Origin of the sequence: Pseudanabaena sp. BC1403, assembly GCF_002914585.1 — a bacterium.
GTDB lineage: Bacteria > Cyanobacteriota > Cyanobacteriia > Pseudanabaenales > Pseudanabaenaceae > Pseudanabaena.
Genome location: NZ_PDDM01000033.1, coordinates 25081 through 48320, shown reverse-complemented (window position 1 = coordinate 48320; position 23240 = coordinate 25081). Strand labels below are relative to the sequence as shown.

The window sequence follows — 23240 nt, the reverse complement described above, 5'->3', positions numbered from 1 at the left end:
CATTGGCTTCGCACGGGGATTTTGTTCTATTATCTCATCTCTACACTTATAAGCATTTACACTCAGTGCTTAACTGAGATGCTCCCGTTCTCTTTTGATAGCTCTAGAACTTTCAGGGAATACTAGAAGCCTTGTGCATAAAGCGAATATTCTTAAAGATTTGGCAGAATTGTATAAAGACTTGGGAGAGTTGGTGGTAGCGCAGCAATACTGCCAACAAGCATTGGTATTGGCGACAGAGTTAAATATCCCCTTAGCTACTGATTGCGAAATATTACGACAGAATTTACAAGAGTCTGATGACTATTCAGCCTATCCAGCGTTAGTTCAATAACAATGAATTTTAGTATTTATTGATCTATTGATATCGAATAAACAATTAGAATCTAGCTATTATTGCTTTTGGCAGTTACATCAAAACACGGTTGATGTAGTTTTGTTTGATCGCTAAGAACTTATGACTTATGTTAAAGTGTACTCAAGTGTACACTTTAACAATTTGTGACTATGGAAATTCAATCTGTCGGAATTAAAGAATTTCGGGCTAACTTACACAAATACACCAAGCAAACGTCCGAACCAATAGCCGTTACCTCTCATGGTGTGCCCATAGGCTACTACATCCCCACACAACCCACTCCCCAAAAACAAGACTTACTCGCTCTGCAAGAAGCAGTACAAAAAATTACCCAATTACTGCAAACACAAGGTATCAGTGAAGAAGAGCTATTTGCTGATTTTCAAAGCGTTAGGAAACACACACCTTAACGATGAGAAAGTTAATTGTCCTAGATACCAACATTCTCATTCGCGCAATATTAGGAGAACGAGTTCCCAACTTACTAGAGAAGTATAGTTCTAGCTGTAGTTTCGTTACCCCCGTCAGTTGCTATGACGAATTGAATCACCATTTGCCCAAAATATTACAAAAACGGAATCTTGCACTAGAACCATTCTTAAATGCGATCGCACAACTAGCAAAAATAGTCACACCATTAGCTCTAGAAATTTATAGCGACTATGAGTACGAGGCAAAACGCAGGATAGAAGATCGTGATCTTAAAGACTGGACTATAGTTGCTCTAGCTCTAGCATTAGACTGCCCAATCTGGACTGAAGATCAAGACTTTTTTGGAATTGGCATTGCAACATGGAACACCCGAAATGTAGAGATTTATCTAAGTAGCAATTAAGAGACATATCTCACCCAATTATGAGCACATCTGATCGCCACCCACCACAGATTAATCCAGATATCCAAGAGACAGCGCAAAAACTCTTTGGCGAAATTAGTCAGCTTATTGATGCAGCCAAACAACGCGCTGCCGTTACTATGATTAGAAATGCCGAACTTGTGCGTAAACCCGAAGACCTCATTCGGCATCATTTAGAACAACTGCGTCAAGAGCAGCAAATATCCACAGACTTACTGCTCAAAGATCCCTACATCCTAGACTTTCTAGATATCAGCGATCGCTACCACGAAAAAGACCTCGAAGATGCTATTTTGCGAGATATTGAGAAATTTTTATTAGAACTTGGTGCAGGATTCACCTTTATCGCACGACAAAAACGCATCCAAATCGATAATGATGACTTTTATATCGACCTACTGTTCTATAACCGCAAACTCAAACGCCTTGTTGCGATCGACCTCAAACTTGGCAACTTTCGCCATGAATATAAAAGCCAAATGGAACTTTATCTGCGTTGGCTTGCCAAATATGACCAAGAAAGCGATGAACAGTCACCATTGGGAATCATTTTATGTGCAGGTAAAAAACAAGAACAAATTGAATTACTCGAACTAGACAAAAGCGGTATCCATGTCGCCGAATACCTTACCGTATTACCACCCAAAGAATTACTCCAAGCGAAACTCCAGCAAGCGATCGCCTCGGCTCGTCGTCGATTACCTTCGTTAGAAAAAGATTGATATGTTTTTTTGCGATCGCGGCTGGAGCAACACAGCGATCGCTATCAAACTTCTATTTCTGCAATCTTGCGTAAAACTTGCCATGCCACCTCTAACTCACCCTGATTAACTAGAGGAGACAAAACCTGAGACATTCCATATTGCTTACCCTCTAGCTTCACAAACACAATATCATCACCATTTGTCAACATCGCAAAAGTAGGGCGATTCCCTGCGGGATGCGTACCGCCGCCATTGGGACTAGCCATCAAATAAGCAAGAGTTTGTGGCAAAGCAGACCAAACTGAAAGCATTGTTTTCTTTGATTCTAAAACGATGATCCAAAAGCGATCGCGCAATACCAACACATCAATTCGTCCCTGTAGAGTTTCTTCACTATCCGATATCTTGATCAGCACAGACTCTTCCGCCTTGAGAAGGAAAGGAGGATCGTACAAACCAGTAATCGTTAATAATGGAGAAACCAGCAACAACATCACCGTACTTTCTAGCAAATGTCCACCAGAGCGATGATAAATATAACGCCGCCAGAGAACTTCTAGACTAGCGCGATCGCTAGAATTCATTTCAGGAAGCTCGTCATACCATTCTGTAAAAAAATCCTTCAATTCACTACGACTCAAGCCAAATTTTTGTTCTGCTTCAACGATTGTTGTGACAGACTCAGTAACAGCTAGTGTTTGCATAGTGAATACCTTGAGTTAGTACTTAGATTTACGATAACATGGCGATCGCTAGCAACCAATGCTCATTTGAGAGCCGCTATCTGTTCGGCTTTAACAATCAAACCATCTTGAATCCGAATAATACGGCGAGTTCTTTCCGCAACATCATGCTCATGGGTGACTAACACAATCGTAATCCCCTGTGAATTTAACTCACCTAATAGTTCCATTACCTCATGAGATGTTTGCGTGTCTAGAGCTCCCGTCGGTTCATCCGCCAGAATTAATGCAGGACGATTGGCTAAGGCACGAGCGATCGCAACTCGTTGTTGTTGACCACCCGATAGTTGATTGGGACGATTGGACATGCGATCGCTAAGTCCGACTTTAGTTAATGCTTCGGTGGCGAGGCGGCGACGTTTTTCTTTCGGGATATTGGAATAAATCATCGGCAGCATCACATTCTCGATCGCCGTTGAGCGCGAGAGCAAATTAAACTGCTGAAACACAAATCCAATGCGACGATTGCGAATAAAGGCTAATTCATCATCGTTATAGGTCGTCAGCTCCCGATCTTCGAGATAGTATTTGCCAGATGTAGGGCGATCGAGACAGCCGATAATGTTCATCAACGTCGATTTGCCAGACCCTGACATGCCCATAATGGCGGCATATTCTCCTGACTTAATCTCTAGATCAATACCTTTCAGAATTGGCACATCAACTTCACCAAGGCGGTAAGCTTTGCGGATATTTTCTAAACGAATCATTTTGTTAATCACCTGAGTTGTGTTTGAGAAAGAGCAACCCTTCGGGTTGCTCTTTCTCATAAATTAATCACTTCTAAGAGCTTGAATAGGATCTAACTTAGCGGCACTCCGTGCAGGAATTACTCCCGCAACTAATCCAACCACCATTGATAAACCAAAACCTGCCACCACTGACCAAATTGAAATCAGAAATGGAAATTGAAAAATTGTTGCCGAAGTATAGGCGATCGCAACGCCGAACCCAATACCAACTACACCGCCAAGCCCTGACACTAAAATTGCTTCGGTAAGAAACTGATTAAGAATCGCCGATCGCGTTGCTCCTAGTGCTTTCCTGACACCGATTTCGCGGGTACGTTCTACCACCGAAACTAGCATGATATTCGCAATGCCGATGCCGCCAACAATTAGAGATATGGCTGCGATCGCTCCGACCATAAGCGTCAGCAAGCCGACAATATTTGTAAAGGCGCTCACGATATCTGTCTGGTTGACAATCCGAAAGTCATCGGGCTGTGGCGGATAAATTTTGTGTCTTAGACGCAACAGATTAGTTAATTGGAATTGTGCAGCTTCAAGTTCTGTCTCATCCAGAGCTTGCACCCAAAAACCATTCACCGAAATGCCTTGCAAAGCATTGTTGCCGACCTGACGTGCAGACATATTTTTGAGCGGAATAAATACGCGATCGTCCTGATCGAAGCCTCCTGAAGCTCCTTTTGATTCCATTACGCCGATTACTTGGTATTGTTCACCCTGAATCCGAATCCGCTCGCCGATCGCATTACTACTACCAAACAAATCAGAACGAACTTTAGAGCCAAGCACTACAACAGATTTGGCATTATCAATTTCTTCCTGCTCAAAATTTCTTCCTTCGGTTGGGAAGGTATTCCTAATTGGTGAATAGTTAACATCTGTCCCAATTACCGTTGTCGAAGTATTTTGATTCCCATAGGAAACCTGCCTAGTACGCTGTAAATACGCGGACACCAACTTTACCGCAGGTGCTTTTGCCACCGCCTGAGCATCTTCCAAGGTCAAAGTAGAAGCAGAGCCACCACCCTGATTAATACCACCTGTCCGCGCTGAGCCTGTCAATACATTAATCGAATTTGTGCCAAGTGCCTGTAGTTGATTTTCCGTTGATTTTTGAATGCCTTGCCCAATGGATGTAATCGCAATTACTGCGGCAATACCAATAATTACTCCTAGCATGGTCAGCGCTGTTCGGAGACGATTATTCCATAGAGATTCTGCTGCCATTGTCAGAATTTCCGAAAAGGGAACCTTAGCAACTTGGATACGTGGCTTTGTCAATGGTTTTGCTGGCGATTTGGTTATAGGTTTTGACTTTTGCATAAATTCATCGTGCTTTTCAATTTAAAACCTAGATATTTGTTAAGAATGCCGTGAAGTGTCACTCTCAAATTTGTCTAACCACGTTGCCTTTGTGGAGAAGCAGGTGTTAATCCGGGAACTCCTCTAGGCTCGGTCTTTGGACGTGAACCTTCAGGGAAGGAAACAAAGATTTTTTCGTCGCCTGTCAATCCCGATTTCACTTCGGTCTTATCGTCAACAGTTACACCTGTTTCAATTTGTGTAAATACAGGGGCTGTACTCTGATCGGTCTTCACATATACACCTGTGCTACCTTGCTGACGCACGATCGCAACTGTTGGCACAACCAGCACATTCTTTAATTCACCAGCCTTAAACTCCAAGCTGGCGTTCATACCCGATCGCAGCATTTGCTTATCTTGAGAAGTGATTTCGGCTTTCACTTCAAAACTGGTGACATTTTGATTAACGATCGCTTGCGGCGAGATCGACACGACACGGCCATTAAACTTTTTATTAGGATAAGCATCAACTTGTAAAGTAACTGTTTGCCCAATCTTAATTTGAGCAATATTCGCCTCAGCGACATTGGCGACAACTTGATTATTGCTAGCAAGCGCAAGAATCGAAGATGCCGTTGCCGAACTCACCGCGCTTCCAGATGTTGTCGGTGTCACAAATGCCCCTGGATCAGCATATTTTCTGACTACCACCCCATCAAAGGGAGCACGAATGATTGTATCTTCTAGCTGAGCTTGCACATTTTGCAAAGATCCTGCGGCAGCGACAACTTGCGCTTCTGCGCGATCGATTTCTTCAGGACGTGAGCCTGCTCGTTGCAAGGATAATGCCTCTCGCGTTTGCGAAACTCTAGCGAGATTAGCTTCCATAGTCGTTCTTGACGCATCAAGATCTCGTGATGCGATCGCCCCTTGCTGATAAAGCTGTTGGTTTTGGCGATATACGATCTCTGATTGCTCAAGCGTCGCTTGGGCATTAGTTAGATTAGCTTGGGCTTGAGAAATATCTTGGGGACGATTGCCCGCCCTTAATAGATCGAGACTTGCCTGCGCCGCCGCCAAATTTCCGTCAGCTTGAGTAATTTGCCCTAAAGTATTGGACTCATCCATATAGGCAAGGATTTGACCTATGCGGACATTTTCGCCTTCTTTGACTAGTAAACTCTTCAGCCTGCCTGAGCTTTTGGGACTGACATTAATCGACTTTTCGGGCTGAATTGTCCCATTAGCAGTCACGATAATTTGTAAATCTGTACGCTTAATCGCAACAGTGCGATCGCGTTTACGGGTTGATTGATTATTGGCAGGGGCAATTAGCTGGGTATAGGCATAGTAACCACCACCGCTAACAGCCACAAGGATTAAGACGATAGCAATACGCCATCTCCATTTGCCCATAAACTTTTTTTTAGGGCGATCAAGTTCATCAGGGAAATCGGATAGATCATTGGTAATATCCACTTCCTTTGGTTCTAGCTCTTTTTCTGATTGCATGAAAGTTACGTCAATGGTTAGTGGGTTTAGACTCTTATACGCGATTAAACGTTCATTTCGCACAAATATTTTTGATTATGAAATCTAAAAACTAAAGGAGATACGAAGTGACTCCTCCTGTAATGCACTACCACATATGAATGTTCTCTCGCATTTGGAACCATTAGAAGATCCCAAATCTTGGACTGATCAAGAATTATAAAATAGGGGCGCTTCGCACCCCTATTTTATAATTTACTAGTTTCAAAAGTGTCACATTGGTTGATATCACCTGTGTTTAAACCACGCTTAAACCAAGTTACCCTTTGTTCCGAAGTTCCATGAGTGAAAGATTCTGGAATTACATGACCACCCTTAGATTGTTTTTGCAAATAATCGTCACCGATCTGAGTCGCGGTATTTAGAGCTTTAGTCACATCTTGATCGGTAATCAAGCCACGTTGAGCCGTGAAATGTCCCCAAACACCTGCTAAACAATCCGCTTGCAGTTCTATCCTCACTGATAGTTCATTGGCTTTAGCTTTACTGGCTGTAGATTTCAACTGCCTGACCTTGCCTGATGTGCCACGCAAATTTTGAATATGATGACCAACTTCATGGGCGATCGCATAGGCTCTCGCGAAGTCAGCATCGTTACCAGCCGTAGCTTCTAGATATCTAAAGAAACCCATATCTAGATAAACTTTGCGATCGGCAGGACAATAAAACGGGCCCGCCGAAGTTTTGGCTGATCCACAGGCTGAATTAACGTAACCATCAAATAGAACTAATTTTGGTGCTTGATAATTACTGTTTAGCTGCTGCTTAAAAATGCGCTCCCATGTATCTTCAGTATCACCAAGTACTGATTTCACAAATGCCGAATCGCGATCTTTGGTTGGCTTTTTGACTAGGGCTTGTGGTGCAGGGGCAGTTTTATTGTTGCCACCAATCAAATTTAAAATCTGAGCGGGATCAACCTTAAAAATTAGCCCAACGATAACTGCGATCGCCATCCCACCAGCACCTAGCCCTCCCAACATTCCCATTGGTGATGAGCTTAAGTTAGATGGCTCAGATGCCTCATCAGAACCATCACGCTGGTCTTCTACGTTATCGCTTTCACGCATTTCATCCCATTTCATATTGCCAATCCTGCTTCATGTGATTTCATTGTTGTGAATATAGCGCTATCAGCCCTAACTAAAACCAAATACTTTTTTAAAATATAGCTAGAACCCAAAAGATAAGTGGCGGCGCTTCGCGCCGTCACTTATCTTTTGGGTTTATTGCGGGAGAATCACATTTAGCTTTTTAGGCTCCCATACCAGAATATTGCTTGATGCCTTTACGCCATAGCCAACGACTGACAACAAAGAAAATCCCCATCCATCCAGCCATTATCCCTATCCCATGCCAGACATCGATCGCTTTACCCACCAAAAGTGCAGCAGGAAAATACACCATATAAGGAAAAGGTGTCCACATGACGATATCTCGCACCTGTGGTGGAAATACATCTAGAGGAGCAATGATCCCTGACAGAAATATATAGGTCAAAAACCAGAGTTGCTCGATCGCACTAGCTCTCTCTGTCCAAAATGATAGAAGTCCAAAAGTATATTGAATGAGGAATCGCAATAAAAAAGCGATCGCCACAATAAATGTCGCAAGTAAACCAGTTGACCATGACGGAATCCAGAATGATTGCGGATAGAGAACAAAAAATAGAGCAATCAAAACCACAAGCATCGGCAATCTCGCAAAACGCTCAGCGATGTGATTGATCAAATGATGCCAAAATGGATCAATCGGTTGCAATAGACGATGTGAGAGCTGTCCTGAAATTAGTTCTCTCTCAAAGTCCCAAATCACCCAAACAATATTAAATTGCCTTACTACAAATACCGCCAAAAAGTAACGAATAAACTCTAAAGCTGTGAAACCAAAGCTGCCAGTTTCAGAAGCTTTTAGCCATGCCCCCATCAAAATAAATGGTAAAGAATTCGATAATAACCAAATAAAAAGTTCTGCCCGATATTCGAGCATATAGGCGTAGTAGGTTGAGAATAACGTTTTAGAAACACGAAATATATATCTAAACCGCATAATTAATCACCACCCGTTTCAACGGATTTGAGCTTTTAGCTCTCACTTGAGTGCAGAGCTTTGCCACAACAGCTAATCGTAAATAGTTTCGTCTTCTTTGCGCCAAGCGGGATCGACGATGCAAATGAATACAATCGGCTCATCACCAATGTTGCGCAGAAATTGCTTGGCATCTGGAGGAATATATACCGCATCGCCAGATTCGATCTCGCGAATCTCTTCATCAATATGCATTTCCCCTTTACCACTCAGGATGTAATACACCTCAGAAGTTGTCAGAGAATGAGCTTGAGAAGTCTCCCCCACTGGCAAAATTGCATGGGCGAGACTATATCGCAGATTAATCTCCTGCTTGTCAGGATGTAATAATTCGCGCAATATCGTCGAATCTCCAGCAATAAACTCTGGACAATCCAGCAATTTTTGGATCAACATAAATGGAACTCCTCTCACAAAGTGGCATTGCAAAGCGGCATTGCCGCCCTGCTACTATCTAATCGCTTGGACATCCTTAGTCGCAAAGCCATGAGCGCTTAATTCTTTGTTAAGAGCGATCGCATTCTTAACGCGATCGACAAACAAGACTCCATTCAAATGATCCATTTCATGTTGAATTACTCTTGCAAGTAAACCTTCAGCTACAAGATGCTTGGGTCTACCATCTTCATCGCGATAGGACACCTCAACGCGATCGGGACGCACGACATCCAGAAATACTTCAGGAATACTCAGACAGCCTTCTTCGCCAGTAATCAGGTCACCACCTGAAGACTTTACTTCAGGATTGATCATTACTAAGGGCGGGATGTTCTCATCCTTGAGTTCGATATCAATAACGAGTAATTGCTTATTGATCCCCACCTGTGGCGCAGCAAGCCCGATGCCATCGTTGCTATACATGGTTTGCAGCATATCGACAACAATCTGACGAATTTCGTCGTTTACTTTGCTAATGCGCTTGGCTGGCTGGCGCAAGACGCGATCGCCTAGTGTATGGACTTGCAGTGGTGGATTCTTGAGCTTTTGCTTGGGGACTTTTATTGAAATTGCAGACATTGCCAATCAGCTTGTAAATATAAGCTTGTAGTTAACTATTTATATTTTGGCATATTGCATCGCTTGTTCAGCAATTAACGTACTTTGCTTGGCTATGAGGAATATGTATTCTGAATATTGCCCCATTAATATAGCTAAAAATCTCGTCCAGTTCAGCGATCGCTTTTAGCTCAAGATTTTCTGTAGTCGTAAGAGTACAAAAAAGTCGAGGATCTTAACCTCTATCAATTAATGTCCTGTCCGAGAATAGGTTGGCTTTGATGATTTGCTTGGATATATGCGAGAGATTCTTTAGTATTTTGTGTGTCAGGATGATTGTCACCAAGAACAACTTCTTGAATTTTTAGAGCTTGTATCAATAGAGCTTTAGCTTCATCATATTGATTTTGATGGTAACGCATTATTGCGAGATTGCGGAGACTGTTGGCAACATCAGGATGCTCAGATCCTAGTTGGCGTTCTCTGATTTCGAGAGATCTCCGATGGAGAGATTCAGCTTCGCTATACTTCCCCTGCAATCTATAAAGTAATGCAAGGTTGTTGAGCGTGGTGGCGATATAGCGCTGATCTGTCCCTAGTTGTCGTTCACTAATTTTGAGCGATTGTAGATAGAGAGGTTCGGCTTTGCTGTAATCCCCTTGTGATTCGTAAAGTGCAGCGAGATTGTTGAGAGCTGCTGCAATTTCAGGATGATCTTCTCCATAGATTTGTTTGTCGATATCGAGTGATCGTAGATAAAGAGGTTCTGCTTCGCTATACTTCCCCTGCGATTCGTAAAGTAATGCGAGATTATTGAGGCTGATGGCAACAGAGGGATGGTCTAATCCTAGCCTCCATTCTCTAATCTTGAGTGATCGCTGATAGAGAGGTTCGGCTTCGCTGTACTTCCCCTGTGAATAGTAAAGTGCTGCGATATTGTTGAGGCTAGTTGAGACTTCGGGATGGTTTGCCCCTAATTCTCGCTCCCTAATTTCGAGTGATCGCCAATAGAGAGGTTCGGATTCGCTATACTTACCTTGATAATCATACAGAATCCCTAAGTTATTCAAACTATTAGCTAGTTCTAGAGATAGATTAAGCTTTTCTTGAAGATTGATCGCTTTTTGCCATGTAGAGATCGCTCGATCAATTTCTTGATCTCTTTCGTATGCTCTCGCTAATAACGTGTAAAACGTAGCCAAACTCGCATCCTCTTGACCAGCCACCTCCCGTTGAGCAATATAAACCAACAACTCATCAATCGGCAGATCCAAATCATCAGTCTCAGACTCTGGTAGCCGAATTGGCTCAACATCAATCGGTACAATCGTCTCCTCTTGAATTGACTCAAAGAAAAATACACCCTGTCGCCAACTGTAGAAATCTTGGGCTTTGCGCGAAATTTCATTGTGAATATGTTCCGTTACCCAAATCACAATTGGAAATGGAAACTGACGCATTCCCTCCCTAGTCCATTGCAAATAGCCCAAAAACTTATCAACAGGCGATCGCTCACCCTCTGACGCAAAACTCGATAAACTCACCACCCCCTCTACCGTAATCACCGCAGGATTCCCAGCCTGTAAATATGGTTCCGCTTCAACCAGTTGATTAATTGCAGCAAATAAACTTGGTTCTTGGCGATCAATCGTTACACGATAGGATTTGATGCCCTCTGAGGCTAACTCTTGCTCATAGCGCTCAGTTAAAGAACTTCGCAAGCGATCGCGATCACAAACGGCAAGCAATAAACTCAAATGCTTATTACTCGTCTCAATCGCAACAAGCAAATCTAGAAAATTAACTTCATTCTGTTCCATTGCTTCGCCATATTCTTAAGGAGTCAATCGCTCTTGAATTAATTGCCACAACAACGGATGCACATCATGCCATTCCCGCGCATTGCGATATTCCAAAACTGGTAAACCCTTCAGCAATCCCAAAAATTCATCATCACGGGGATCATCAGGCGCATAGTTTTGATAGACCGTTTTTAAAATCTCATAGTCTACTTTTCCTAAAGGACGAGACATTTGCACCCTTAGATTATTCGCCGCTTCCTCAACCACTGTCAGCGAAATTTTTAAATTGCTCACATCCGCATCTTCAGATAGCGATCGCAACTGGCGCAAACAAATCCGACAAGACTGCTGCACAATCCGAATTACCTCACGCAACACGCCGCCACTATAGGCAATTACTTTCTGCAATGCATCTGGTTCAAAAAGTTCCAAATCAATTCTCTTTGCCAATAACTTCTCAAGCTTGTCAACAATCTCCATAACAGGAGTAGGATCTGGATGGCGACTCTCACCTTTTTTATATAGCTTCAAAATTCGCATCGGTACAATGCGATCGCTGGTTTCCGTCTCTAATATAGGCACAATATCTTTGTCATGCAAAGCCGAGATCGGCAATGTGTAAATGATTTGCAAATTAGGCAGAAATAGCGCCTTAATATTATTGATAAAAACATCGCGAATTACTGGTATCTCTAGCTTATCGATATCATCAATAATCACCAAAATATTTTTTCCACTTGCCCCATTAGCAATCGCTGCAATCTCATTTAACTTCGCAACTAATTCCGATACCTTTCTCTCAAATTCTTGCTTAATTTCCTGCCGAATCACTGCATCAACTTTGAGCTTTAAGCCAATTAGTTCTAATAATTTTGCCCCGATACTAGCTTCACCCGTTACTTTCAACTCCTCAGATTTTGTCTTTTTCGCAAACCAATTGAGTAAACCCTCTTTAGTCTTGGGCAAAATTTTCACATTCTGAATTTCTGCCTCTTGCATGATCTTTAAGGCGATCGCAAACAAAATCGTAACGTGATTCACATCCGCATTCTCGATGGTATTAGCAATAGAAAAGCGCACCACAAAAAAGTGATCGTGTAATTTTTGTGCTAGCGCCGCTAGTATAGTAGACTTCCCACAACCAGTATGACCACTAAAAATAATTTTGCTCGACTGGCTAGGACTATCTTCGACTAACGCCGCAAGTTCTTCTAAAGTCTCTAGATCATACTCAATTGCAAACCGATCCAACGTAGAAGCATTATCCAAGGGAAACAACTCTAAGTTATTAGCTGCTTCTCTAAAAATTTCAATTAATTGATTGCGAGTACGTTGAGACATCGGAATATTTTGCTGTACTTAGCTTATAAATTCACTTTTACATTGTATAGCGTTTTGCTTTTTTCTTGTCGAGTAGGGTTTGGAGGCGATCGCACTGACAAATTATCACTCTTGCTATAATGCTCTACAAGAATAAGTAATTCACAACCTTACAAAGGTCACTATACATGGCTACAGTTCAGGTTAAGACAGATGGCATTGCAGAACTGGAATTACTACAAAAAATTAATCAAGCTTTACCAGAAGAAATACAACGAAAATATAATGATTTAAGCGCAAAAATGCGATCGTAAACTATTACTCCTGAAGAACATCAAGACTTACTCAAGATGATTGATATTGTCGAGAAAGCTGATGGAGATCGCCTCCAACATCTTATTAAGTTATCTCAATTACGGAATATTTCACTAGCCGAATTGATGAAGCAATTACAGATTAATCGTCAACCAGTCCATGTCTAGGCGATACATCATCCTCCAAATAACGAATAATCTTAAAGATTTACAAAAGAGTGAAGAATGCTGAATCTATTTCGTAGCCTAAGCTTTGAGTCATTTGTTGTAACTTTGCCGTGCTGTCAATGCCGCGCGACTTGAGCCAGAGGGAAATTGTGAAAACCTTCTGCATTACAAAAATCTCCAGTGCCTCAGGATTGTATTGCAACACATAGCCATCACCTTCGCGCTTAAACTGGTGGGGAACTAGCATCGCGGCATAGCGACTGAGTTCCGATCTCCAATCGAGGAGATAGCTAAACCAAGGATAGGTCGCATCGAGACGCACAAACCAGAGTCGCACTTCCGAGATTTCTGATAATTCGCGTGGGTCGCCATCTTCCTTATCCCACACAAGTTCGATTTGAAATTGGCGATCGCCTTCGGGTGTTTCATCCCAATTAGCTAATAACTTCTCGATCGCAATTTTGGCAGGAGTAATATCCAGCGACTCAATACAGGCTTGGTTGACGTAGATGATAGTAGACATATGTATTAGATAGAATTAAGTTAGGGCGGTGCAATGCGCCGCCCTAATGTTTATTTTTTCGGTAAGTTTTCGCGAGGATCGAAGGATTGGATTGCTAGTAACTTTTCGTAGAGTTCGCGTTCTTGTTTACTAGGAGTTTTGGGAACGACAATCTGGATTTCCACATATTGATCGCCAAAGGTTCGCGCGTCTTTAGGGAAGCCTTTTCCAGAGAGTCGCAATTGTTGTCCAGACTTCACCGCAGGAGGAATCGTCAACTTCACTAATCCACTTAGGGTTGGTACTTCTACTTGGATGCCGAGAACCGATTCGCTGGGCGAAATTGGCAATTGACAACGAATATCGGAACCTTCGAGGGTAAAGAATGTATGTGGCTTGAGCGTAATTTTGAGATAGAGATCGCCACCTGATGCGCCTTGACCTTTAAGCCTGATTCTTTGACCTGAAAGCACACCTGCGGGCATATTTACTTCTAGCGATCGCCCATCTTCGAGGCGGATGCGTTCGCGACCACCGACATAGGCGCGTTCGAGCGGCAACTCTAATAAAGCTTCCGAATCGCGGCGTGGAGTAGGGCGCGGTTGAGTTTGGGTATTGGTGCGGTAGGAGGACGCGCCTCCTGTGTCTTGGGCACGTTCATTAGTGCGAAATTTACCAAGTAATTGATCGACAAATTCTTGGAAGTCGTTATATTGGCTAAAGTCCACATCGCCCGAGTAGCCACCGCGCTCAAAGTCTGGTGTATATTGCTCTCGTGATGATGGCGGTCTGCCACCTGCACCTTGAAATCCGCCTTGTTTCCAATATTGCCCAAAGCGATCGTATTGTTGGCGTTTGGTGGTATCAGACAAGACTTCGTAGGCTTCGCCAATGTCTTTGAAGCGCTCTTCGGCTGCCTTGTCATTGGGATTCAGGTCGGGATGATATTTCCGCGCTAACCTGCGATAGGAGCGCTTAATTTCGTCAGCCGTGGCTGTCTTCGGTACACCGAGGATTTCATAATAGTTGCGAAAGTTTTGCATATTTCCCGAACTGCAAACAAGGAGATAACTTAGCTTACCTTATCGTTGCTTTAGCAAACGCTTGCGGGTTTGCTAGGCACAGCGCAAATACAGTGCTTTACACGGCATTTGTTTTGATTTAGATCCAGCTAGGTAACCACATTAGCACGGGCAAATAACCTGAGGAGATCGGTAAACCGATATAAATTGGCATCCAAAATACAAAAGCGATCGCAATAATTCCCACAATCCCAGAACCAAGCGTCCTCAATTCTTGTAATGGCGATCGCCACATTAACGACACCAACAAGGCAAGAGTGGCAAAGGCAAAAACTGAGGCAGGCATATAGTGATACAAAAATATGCAACGTTTGCTTAAGCTCCAAGGCAGCCAATGCGCCAGAAAACTAGTAGTTACATAGAAAGTAACCCAGAATAATGTTGATGGCGACTGAGATCTGTTTGCAAGATTTATTTGAGTTATTAGCTTGGGCGGGAACCTTAGCTTTGAGGCAACTAAAAATGATAGACCGATCAACAAGGCGAGCGCACTGAGCCAATATAAAAAGGGATTACCTATTGCCAGAACAAATTGCAACATGCTGTTAGGCCGCATCTCAAAAAAGTAGGCTACGGGACGAATTAGTAAAGCCCAACTCCACCAAGGCGAACAATAGGGATGGATCGGTTCGGTTTTGCCAACGCCTAAGTTTTGATGAAAACCAAGGATCTGACGGTGCAATTCCCAAATATCGCGTTCGGGATTAATCATTAAATGCGGAATCCACTGCACAAAATAAAAAGCGATCGGCACAATGATTAATCCAATCACTATCTGCGGAGCATTTAAAGCTTGACGATAACGTGACCATGCATAGCCCATAAGTGCTACTAGCCCGACAACATAAGCCAAGCCTGTCCACTTCACGCTGATTGATGCGCCGAACATCAAGCCTGTAGCAAGTACCCAAAACCATCTTTGTCGCGATCGCTTCAAGGCTAGCACCATACATAGATGACTGAGCATCCCGAAAAGTAAAATGTAAATATTGATCAAGCCAAAGCGTGACTCCACCAATAACAAGCCATCCATGGCAACAAACCATCCCGTCAGCCATGCCCAACCACGGCGATCGCTCAACTGCCAGATCAACTCATAGGTAACTAAGGGCAGTAATGAACCTGCTAGTGCCGTCATACAGCGATAGCCAAAAGGAGCATAACCAAAAATCTTGATACCTATAGCAATGATATATTTGGCTAGGGGTGGATGTGCGTCAAATAGAGTCTCACCACGCAAATAGTTTTGAGCAAACTTAGGATAATAAGCCTCATCAAAAACAACATCTCCTGTGCCATCCAAGTTCCAAAAGCGAGTCGCAAATGCAACTAAAGCGATCGCCATTACGCCAAAAACTGGATGCTCCGATAGCCAAATCAGGCGATCGGAAAAACGAGCAATGGGAGTAATAATTATTTGTTCTCTCCAATTGCCCATTTACTGTTCTCATCTAAAAAATACTAGATATATTAGGGGTTACGCTGTAGCCCCGCACTCAAGCCCTGCACTCAAGTGCGGGCTAAAAGCTCAAACCCGTTGAAACGGGTTAATTAGAAGTTCTTTCAGCCCACTTCAGTGGACTTGAGCTTTTAGCCAAGAACTTGAGTTCTTGGTTTATTTACCCGCTTTAATCTGGGCAACCAAAGATTCCAAATCCTTAATGTCTGGTACACCAGAGAAAAACACTCCATTTATCACAAATGAAGGTGTCCCGCGTACTCCTAAAGACTTACCAAGTTCAAAATCTTTCTTGATAGCTGCTTTCGCTTCTTCGCTCTTGCGATCGCGATTAAAGCGATCGACATCAAGTTTCAAAGTATTTGCAAGTTCGAGATAGAAATCTTCTCCAAGCTTGCCCTGCTGCTCAAATAAAGCATCATGATATTCCCAAAACTTGCCCTGTTGTGAAGCCGCCCAAGCCGCAAGAGCAGCAGGTTCTGCCTGAGGATGAATCTCCTTAAGAGGGAAATGCTTAAACACTAAAGTGACATCATTCTGATTTTTTGCCATAAATTCTTTCACCACAGCATACCCTCTTGCACAAAAAGGACATTCAAAATCTGAGAACTCCGCCATAATAATTTTCTGGTTTGCCGAACCTGTAACTGGCGAATTGCGGAGTAGTAGGCGAGGTTCTTGGCGGATTTGTGATAACACCTTATCGCGTAACTGCTCTTCTTGTTGAGCTTGAGATCTTTGATAAGCTTGCACCGAATCTAAAATCACCTTCGGATTTTTACGGATGATTTCTAAGACTTTAGTTTCAAATTGAGCATCAGATAGTTGAGCGTTTGCCGATTGTCCTGTAGAAGCACAACTAGTAATCATCAGTATGAGTGCAACTAAAGCTGAGAGCAGGTATGGTTGGAGTCGCATTACAAAAACATCCCAAATAGAAGGCGGAATTCTTTTCGTATTAAGTCTACACGATCTCTAATCAAAACCGATTTTAGAGTTTTCATCATCGCAGGCGATGAAAACTCTAAAATCGATTTCATAATTAGAATTGCTGAATTTCTTACCTCTTAAGGACTATGCGATTTAATAAGGACGCAATTTTTTGTGGCGAGGCAAAGCCTCGCCACAAAAAATTGCGTCCTTATGGATGATGACAAAATGTGTTAAGTTATACTAAGTTTGTTTAAGGTAAAAAACGAGGCAATTGATTTGAGACGTAGTTAAAAAATCTTAGTGATACCAATAGATCCAACAATGACCGCTATTAAAGATACTTCCAACAGACAGACTCTAATAATTACAGGCAGCTATGCTGAATATTTAAATTGGCGTAAAAACAATCTATCTATTAAATCTTGTAAGTATGTAGAACGGATTGAAGATATACAGGAAATACAAGGTTTTTTAGCTAATATCGTTCTCTATGGAGATTATGAGCATAATCCTGTCTATAACACCTTAAGAATGCGCGAGCTTTTGGCTGAACGTAATTCTCCATTTCACGCTTATGTGCGTTAGAAAATTAACACTAAAACCTCAAAAGACAAATCGCCAGCTAAGCAGGCGATTTGTCTTTTGAGGTTTTAGTTACTTACTGATGTTACGTGGAAGTTTCTAAAACCTCACCCCTAGCCCCTCTCCTTGCAAAGGAGAGGGGAACAAGAAAAAGCTCTGGCTCCCCTTCTCCTTGCAAGGAGAAGGGGTTGGGGGATGTGGTGCATTTTTCTTTCCACGTAACATCACTTACTTATAAATATATTGCAAGTTTAGATGCTCTGCCATTCTGTCAAAAACTTTATCCTCAGTATATGGTTTAGAAAGAAATCCATCGAACCCATTAATAAATAAATCTTCTTCTCTAAGCTCAACTAAACTAGCGGTCAAAGCAATTATTCGGACTTTCTGCGAAGTGGAAATACTCCGCTTTGCCTCAATTTCCCTGATTGCCGATGCAGCTTCTTGACCATTCATGATCGGCATTCTGACATCCATCCAGATTAAATGTGGTGACCAAGATTGCCATACATCGATCGCATCTTGTCCATTCGTAACTTCGCGCACCTCAATTCCTAGTGGCGATAAAATTCTCGTTAATAGTTGGCGGTTCAGACGCATATCTTCAGCAATTAAGATACGGTGGACTTGATTGCCTTCAATGCCAATTACTCGACGTGGTGATTTAGTTGGAGAATCGGCACTAAACAGATCTAAAGACTTAACTGGAATATAAAACCTGAAGGTAGAACCTTCGCCAACTTTACTGATGACAAACATTTGACCACCCATTAGCCTCACATAGTTATAGCTAATCGATAGTCCTAGCCCAGTCCCTTCTTGCGATCGCTTACCAGAATCCGTTTGGACAAAGGGCTGAAATAAGGTTAACACCTCCGCTTCGGAAATGCCCGCCCCCGTGTCTTCCACTTCAAAACACAAGCAACGAGGAATCTCAGAAACTTCTCCAGCTATTCTGTCTATATTATTGGGTAAGTTGCGGACATCTACGCGCAAAATAATGTGTCCTGATTCAGTAAACTTGATCGCATTACCGATTAAATTGATTAATATTTGGCGTAATTTACCTTCATCGGTATAAATATAGGGAGGAACATCTGGCTGAACACTCACATCAAAAGACAAATCTTTTTCTTGAGCCTTCAGATACAACATGTCTCTTGCGGTATCTACGATGTCGTATAGAGAGCATTCCTTCTCACGCAAAAGTACGCTGCCAGCTTCGAGCTTTGACATTTCTAAAATGTCATTAATCATTGCTAGTAGATGATTGCCACTATTACAGATAGTTTGGAGATCTGTCTGGTGTTGTTCATTTAATTCTTGGTCATAAAGCATAAGCTGAGCAAAACCTAGAATTGCATTTAGAGGAGTACGCAACTCATGACTCATATTTGCTAAAAAGGCAGCTTTAGAACGGCTTGCTGACTCGGCAGCTTCTTTTGCTAGCTTAAGGTCATAAGTACGTTCTTCCACTCGTTGTTCTAAGAGATTGGCTTGTTCTCGGAGTTTAGCTTCTGACTCACGCAGAGCAAGTTCTGTCTTTTTAAGCAGCGTAATATCATAAAAAGTATTTAATAAAACTTGCTCGCCTTTTAGCCATAGTGGATGCACAGATGCTAGCACCCACAAGGGTTCTTGATTGGCTTTGCATAGACGAATCTCATAGTCACGCACTTTTTGGTTTTGCAAAAAATGCTGCTGTAAAATCTCCCATTCTGCTGGCAAGTAGTAAAGATCTTTAATAGATCGCTGTATTAAATCGTGGGATTCTCTTTCGAGGATTGTGCCAGCACTAGTATTAGCATATACAATCGCACCATCAGAGAGTCTACTAACCAGCATCGCCATACTAGTTGATTCTGCGATCGATCTAAACTGCTCCTCGCTTTGGTGCATCGTCTCGACAGCGCGATTGTATTGCTCGTATTCGATCGCATCACCATGCTCAGTGCTAGTCGCCAGCATTATTTCGAGATCGCTTTTGTCCCGATAGACAATTTCTAAGATTGATTGCAGGGTGGCTTGAGCCATCTTGCGCTCGATGATTTCACTTTTTAGTTTTTTGTTAACATCTAGAAGCTCCGCTTCAACAAGATCGCCATGTTCAACTGCGGTTAACAATGAGTTTTCCAGATCGCTATTTTCCATCTGAAGTCGGCTTACTTGCGTTCGTAGTCCTTTGACTTCCTGCTGGAGTTTTAGCCAGTCTTTCATGGATATTTCTTCAGAAAATTTGGAATTGTCCATGTAGAGAGATTTTGCTAAAGCACTACAATTTATTTAGAAACGTCCAAAGCAAGCGCAAAGCAATTTAGACACATAAAATCAATTCTAATTATGAAGCCAATGTTTGGATTTGCAGCGCCGCAGACGATCCAAACCTAAAAATCGGTTTTAATGAACGTCAATCGTCAGGCGACTTGCATTAAAACCGATTTTTATTATAAGAATTGATGAGACACACAATCTAAATGATTTCTAAACGTTAAAAAGGTTACTAAACTTATTATGTGCTTTTAGCGGTTCTATCAGTTGATTTTTGTCAAAAATTTTTGACATGTTCGTCAACAATGTCCACTTGCATTAAGACTCATTCAAACTGAAAATTATGAGATGTGCCGAGTCATATCGCATCTCATATTTTTCGGTTTGTGTCCATACAAAAAAATAACTTTGACGGAGGTTGATAGATGTGGTAAGGTGCGCTACGCTATTAATCCAAATTGCCTAAGTAATTAGTTATTTGATCTCAATGAGTTATCACTCCCAGACATACGCGATCGCTAGTCGCCAAGAAGATTTAGAAAGACACCTGCTAGAGTTGTCTGTCGTTGACCGTGAGCAGTTGGCGGTTGCCAAACGCTGGCAAGCCCGACAAGAAGGCCCCTTGCTCATGATTTTGTTACAGCTTAGTTTTATTGACCTGCACCAGTTTAGTGGCTTACTTGACTGGTCTGGACAGGGCTAATCCCCAAAAAAGCAAAGCGCCCGCGTTGCGGGCGCTTTGCTTTTTTGGGGATTTATCCGCCACTTACAGGGGGGATCAGTGCGACTTCGTCACCATTTTTAAGAATTGTCTGTGGTTCTGCAAAATTGAGATTCACGGCATAACGAGTTAGCGATCGCCATTTCTCAAGATTTGGATATTGACTAGCTAGGCGATCAAATATTTGCGACACCGCAGTACCTGAGGCTAGCGTAATTTGTATTTCATCGGTAGCGAGTACCTCTTGAAAAATTGCAAATAATTTGACAGTGATTTGAATATCTTCAGAAATTGATTCGTAGTTCATAGTTTTACAGCGCTTTGCCGTGAAATGAGAACCAAGATTTCTGTTAAACGTAAGGGCAATTCATGAATTGCCCTTACATTTAACAGAAATCTTGGAGCTTATATTAATCTGCTTCTGCGTTTTCGTAAGCGGCGATGATGTTATGCACTAGAGGATGGCGCACTACATCATTTTTATCAAATAAATTAAAGGAAACTCCTTCAACTCCTTTCAGAATATTCATGGCAATGATTAAGCCAGATTTTTGATGGCGGGGTAAATCAATCTGGGTAATGTCGCCTGTTACAACCATACGCGATTTAAACCCCAGTCGCGTTAAGACCATTTTCATTTGGGCGGCAGTTGTGTTTTGTGCCTCATCAACGATGATGAATGAGTTACTGAGGGTACGTCCACGCATATAGGCAAGAGGCGCGACTTCGATAATGCCACGCTCCATTAATTGCGGAACTTTCTCCGCCCCGATCATTTCGTTCATTGCGTCATAGAGAGGACGTAGATAGGGATCAATTTTTTGCTGTAAATCTCCAGGCAGAAAACCGAGACTTTCGCCTGCTTCGACTGCGGGGCGGGTGAGGATAATCCGCTCAAATTTATTGCTTTGCAATGCGCTCACCGCAGCAACTGCGGCGAGATAGGTTTTTCCAGTACCCGCAGGCCCCACGCCAAAGATTAAATCGTGATTTTCCATCGCTCGCACATATTGCTGCTGGCGATAGGTGCGTGGCTGCACTGAGTCACCACGACGATTACGAGAAATAGTGGCGCGATCGCGCCATTCGCCAGAACGTTCCTCCGCGATCGCTTCACGAGCAGCTCTAATATCTACAGCTGCGATCGTTTTTTCCTGTGACCACAGTGGCTTCAGAGCGTTAACCATTTTTTCTATAAGGCTGATCTGCTCCGTCGTGCCATCAATTAATAGGTCTTGGCCCCGCATGATTATCCGCACACCTGTTGTTTCTGCAAGTAGTTTTAAGTTTTCCTCGCGTGTCCCTGCAAGACAGATCGCACTACTAGGATTTGGCAAGCTCAAAATATACGGTTCGTTGCGGGCTGTACCCATTAAATTAGTTATCCTCTGGTTGTGATCGTAATGTGATGGGGCAAAGTCCCATCACATTACTTGATTATTATTTGATTAAATTCTCAGCGCCACTAATGACACGGGCTGACAAAATTTTGTCGCCTAGTCTTAGTTTATCCAAAGTTTCCTTGCCATCAGTGACATAACCAAAAACGGTATAGTTTCCATCAAGCAAATTTAAGCCTGCGGGGGTTAATTCTGATTCAAATAGGTAGATGAAAAACTGAGATGAACCAGCATTAGCATCATCATTAGGATGCGCCATGGCAACCGTCCCAAAGGCAGCGAAAGGCAGTACTGGCAATGTGCCTGACAGACCTTGTTCTTCAAAGGTTTTGCCATAGGTAGGAACCTTTTGATCTGGGAGGCGCACTTCAATGGGTACAGTCCGATATTTTTTGGTTTTAGGATCGATGTAGCCATCAGCTGCGCCATCGGGATCACCTGTCTGCAAGTAATAGTTTTCGTCGGCTCGTGTGAAAGTTAGACCATCGTAAAAGCCTTTCTGAACGAGATCGACAAATTGACCTGCATTGACTGGTGCATTGTAGCCATCGACTGTAATCGTGGCATTACCTTTTTCGGTGGATATCTCCACGAGGGCGCGTCCCTTAAGTTGAGGCAATTGGGCATATTGGGCAGGAACTTCAAAGGGGAAGGCTTGAATAAAGTCAGATTCGACTAACCCGACATAGTCCAAGGCTTTTTCCGATAAGGCTTTAACACTGTTACGATCTTTGACTCCGATCGCCTCTTGTAAAGGCACAATGGCTGTCGCTAAGCTAGCCAAATGTTCGGTTACTAATCCTTGGCGATCGCTACTAACTTCAGCAATCAACTGTGCCTGATTTTGGCTAAGGGTTTGCGAAATCGTTTCAATATCTCTTTTGAGGTTGCTCCACCTTTTAAGATTGGCTTGGCGGGGCATTTGCTCCAATATGCGCTGGACATCTCGCAGAACTTCACTATCAATCGGTAAAGCATTTCTCAAGATGACACGAGGATCTTTAATCGCACTTTTGGTTGGTAGTGCTGCTATGCTTGGCGCGATCGCCGATACCATCGTCAAACAAGTCACAAGCAAACAAGCGATCATGAACGTTATGCTCGTAAACCACCAAGATCTCCGAGATACAAGATCTATTTGCTGATTTGTTAGATCACTGATTCTTTCTAAATTACGATTTAAATTAAGATTTAACATTGCGCCCAGAACTAAATTAGCCACTTAAAAATGCTATTGCATTTGGTTGCACAGTTAGGAAAACTTAAATTTGATTTCATGCATTCCTATAGCAAACCAAGGTTTGCTTAGGACATAAACCCAGAAGATGAGTGGCGGCGCG

25 protein-coding genes and 1 pseudogene are annotated in these 23240 nt (G+C 42.6%); 8 read left to right on the top strand and 18 right to left on the bottom strand.

Annotated elements, in window-relative coordinates:
- The first annotated feature begins 133 nt into the window (after positions 1-133).
- From CQ839_RS21780 to CQ839_RS21765, 4 genes and pseudogenes are all read left to right on the top strand, one after another.
- Entirely contained in the window at positions 134-334 is a 201-nt protein-coding gene (locus tag CQ839_RS21780; protein WP_103670403.1) for a hypothetical protein, read from the top strand.
- 173 nt (positions 335-507) lie between these two features.
- Complete coding sequence (locus CQ839_RS21775) at positions 508-768, top strand: prevent-host-death family protein (protein WP_103670402.1); 261 nt, start codon at positions 508-510, stop codon at positions 766-768.
- 2 nt (positions 769-770) lie between these two features.
- Positions 771-1193 carry a PIN domain-containing protein gene (locus CQ839_RS21770; RefSeq protein ID WP_103670401.1) on the top strand — a complete coding sequence of 141 codons (423 nt, stop codon included), beginning with the start codon at positions 771-773 and terminating at the stop codon, positions 1191-1193.
- Positions 1194-1315: 122 nt separating this feature from the next.
- A pseudogene (locus CQ839_RS21765) lies at positions 1316-1936 on the top strand (PDDEXK nuclease domain-containing protein); the annotation flags it as partial.
- A 44-nt stretch (positions 1937-1980) separates the two neighbouring features.
- Here the strand turns inward: CQ839_RS21765 and CQ839_RS21760 are convergent.
- The 10 genes from CQ839_RS21760 to CQ839_RS21715 form a co-directional block, all read right to left on the bottom strand.
- Positions 1981-2622 (bottom strand): type I restriction endonuclease subunit R, encoded by a 642-nt coding sequence (locus CQ839_RS21760; protein ID WP_103670399.1) that lies wholly within the window; start codon positions 2620-2622, stop codon positions 1981-1983.
- Between the two features lie 62 nt (positions 2623-2684).
- Positions 2685-3371 carry an ABC transporter ATP-binding protein gene (locus tag CQ839_RS21755; protein WP_103670398.1) on the bottom strand — a complete coding sequence of 229 codons (687 nt, stop codon included), beginning with the start codon at positions 3369-3371 and terminating at the stop codon, positions 2685-2687.
- Between the two features lie 63 nt (positions 3372-3434).
- On the bottom strand, positions 3435-4733 hold the full coding sequence (locus CQ839_RS21750) for an ABC transporter permease (RefSeq protein WP_181016290.1): 1299 nt from the start codon (positions 4731-4733) through the stop codon (positions 3435-3437).
- A 74-nt stretch (positions 4734-4807) separates the two neighbouring features.
- The gene (locus tag CQ839_RS21745; protein WP_103670397.1) at positions 4808-6226 is read right to left on the bottom strand and encodes an efflux RND transporter periplasmic adaptor subunit; all 1419 of its coding nucleotides are present in this window, start codon (positions 6224-6226) and stop codon (positions 4808-4810) included.
- 227 nt (positions 6227-6453) lie between these two features.
- Complete coding sequence (locus tag CQ839_RS21740; RefSeq protein ID WP_103670396.1) at positions 6454-7350, bottom strand: neutral zinc metallopeptidase; 897 nt, start codon at positions 7348-7350, stop codon at positions 6454-6456.
- Positions 7351-7519: 169 nt separating this feature from the next.
- Positions 7520-8314 (bottom strand): ABC-2 family transporter protein, encoded by a 795-nt coding sequence (locus CQ839_RS21735; RefSeq protein ID WP_103670395.1) that lies wholly within the window; start codon positions 8312-8314, stop codon positions 7520-7522.
- Between the two features lie 72 nt (positions 8315-8386).
- On the bottom strand, positions 8387-8749 hold the full coding sequence (locus CQ839_RS21730) for a cupin domain-containing protein (protein WP_103670394.1): 363 nt from the start codon (positions 8747-8749) through the stop codon (positions 8387-8389).
- A gap of 54 nt (positions 8750-8803) precedes the next feature.
- Positions 8804-9370 carry a peptide deformylase gene (def, locus tag CQ839_RS21725; protein ID WP_103670393.1) on the bottom strand — a complete coding sequence of 189 codons (567 nt, stop codon included), beginning with the start codon at positions 9368-9370 and terminating at the stop codon, positions 8804-8806.
- 224 nt (positions 9371-9594) lie between these two features.
- Positions 9595-11169: a tetratricopeptide repeat protein gene (locus CQ839_RS21720; RefSeq protein ID WP_103670392.1), complete on the bottom strand. Its 1575-nt coding sequence runs from the start codon at positions 11167-11169 to the stop codon at positions 9595-9597.
- A 15-nt stretch (positions 11170-11184) separates the two neighbouring features.
- Complete coding sequence (locus CQ839_RS21715) at positions 11185-12492, bottom strand: P-loop NTPase fold protein (protein ID WP_103670391.1); 1308 nt, start codon at positions 12490-12492, stop codon at positions 11185-11187.
- Between the two features lie 167 nt (positions 12493-12659).
- On the opposite strand from CQ839_RS21715, the gene CQ839_RS25820 reads away from it, so the two are divergent.
- Both CQ839_RS25820 and CQ839_RS25815 read left to right on the top strand, forming a co-directional pair.
- Positions 12660-12785 (top strand): hypothetical protein, encoded by a 126-nt coding sequence (locus CQ839_RS25820; protein ID WP_258040834.1) that lies wholly within the window; start codon positions 12660-12662, stop codon positions 12783-12785.
- 36 nt (positions 12786-12821) lie between these two features.
- On the top strand, positions 12822-12953 hold the full coding sequence (locus CQ839_RS25815) for a hypothetical protein (RefSeq protein WP_258040833.1): 132 nt from the start codon (positions 12822-12824) through the stop codon (positions 12951-12953).
- Between the two features lie 40 nt (positions 12954-12993).
- Here CQ839_RS25815 and CQ839_RS21710 read toward each other — a convergent pair whose 3' ends face one another.
- The 4 genes from CQ839_RS21710 to CQ839_RS21695 form a co-directional block, all read right to left on the bottom strand.
- Entirely contained in the window at positions 12994-13476 is a 483-nt protein-coding gene (locus tag CQ839_RS21710) for a CRR6 family NdhI maturation factor (protein ID WP_103670390.1), read from the bottom strand.
- A gap of 50 nt (positions 13477-13526) precedes the next feature.
- A complete protein-coding gene (locus tag CQ839_RS21705) occupies positions 13527-14498 on the bottom strand; it encodes a DnaJ C-terminal domain-containing protein (RefSeq protein WP_103670389.1) in 972 nt (323 codons plus the stop codon).
- A 118-nt stretch (positions 14499-14616) separates the two neighbouring features.
- On the bottom strand, positions 14617-15975 hold the full coding sequence (locus CQ839_RS21700) for a phospholipid carrier-dependent glycosyltransferase (RefSeq protein WP_103670388.1): 1359 nt from the start codon (positions 15973-15975) through the stop codon (positions 14617-14619).
- Between the two features lie 177 nt (positions 15976-16152).
- Positions 16153-16914, bottom strand: a complete 762-nt coding sequence (locus CQ839_RS21695) for a DsbA family protein (protein WP_103670387.1) — start codon at positions 16912-16914, stop codon at positions 16153-16155.
- A 336-nt stretch (positions 16915-17250) separates the two neighbouring features.
- Here CQ839_RS21695 and CQ839_RS21690 point away from each other — a divergent pair, with 336 nt between their 5' ends.
- Positions 17251-17514: a hypothetical protein gene (locus CQ839_RS21690; protein ID WP_103670386.1), complete on the top strand. Its 264-nt coding sequence runs from the start codon at positions 17251-17253 to the stop codon at positions 17512-17514.
- A gap of 225 nt (positions 17515-17739) precedes the next feature.
- Here CQ839_RS21690 and CQ839_RS21685 read toward each other — a convergent pair whose 3' ends face one another.
- On the bottom strand, positions 17740-19761 hold the full coding sequence (locus CQ839_RS21685; protein WP_103670385.1) for an ATP-binding protein: 2022 nt from the start codon (positions 19759-19761) through the stop codon (positions 17740-17742).
- Positions 19762-20266: 505 nt separating this feature from the next.
- Here CQ839_RS21685 and CQ839_RS21680 point away from each other — a divergent pair.
- Positions 20267-20482, top strand: coding sequence for a DUF2949 domain-containing protein (locus tag CQ839_RS21680; protein WP_103670384.1), 216 nt, complete (start codon positions 20267-20269; stop codon positions 20480-20482).
- A gap of 52 nt (positions 20483-20534) precedes the next feature.
- Here CQ839_RS21680 and CQ839_RS21675 read toward each other — a convergent pair whose 3' ends face one another.
- The 3 genes from CQ839_RS21675 to CQ839_RS21665 all read right to left on the bottom strand — a co-directional run bounded on the left by CQ839_RS21675 (position 20535) and on the right by CQ839_RS21665 (position 23122).
- Positions 20535-20807 carry a MoaD/ThiS family protein gene (locus CQ839_RS21675; protein ID WP_103670383.1) on the bottom strand — a complete coding sequence of 91 codons (273 nt, stop codon included), beginning with the start codon at positions 20805-20807 and terminating at the stop codon, positions 20535-20537.
- Between the two features lie 103 nt (positions 20808-20910).
- Positions 20911-21873, bottom strand: a complete 963-nt coding sequence (locus CQ839_RS21670; protein WP_103670382.1) for a PhoH family protein — start codon at positions 21871-21873, stop codon at positions 20911-20913.
- A gap of 67 nt (positions 21874-21940) precedes the next feature.
- Entirely contained in the window at positions 21941-23122 is a 1182-nt protein-coding gene (locus tag CQ839_RS21665) for a peptidylprolyl isomerase (protein WP_258040830.1), read from the bottom strand.
- Positions 23123-23240 lie beyond the last annotated feature (118 nt).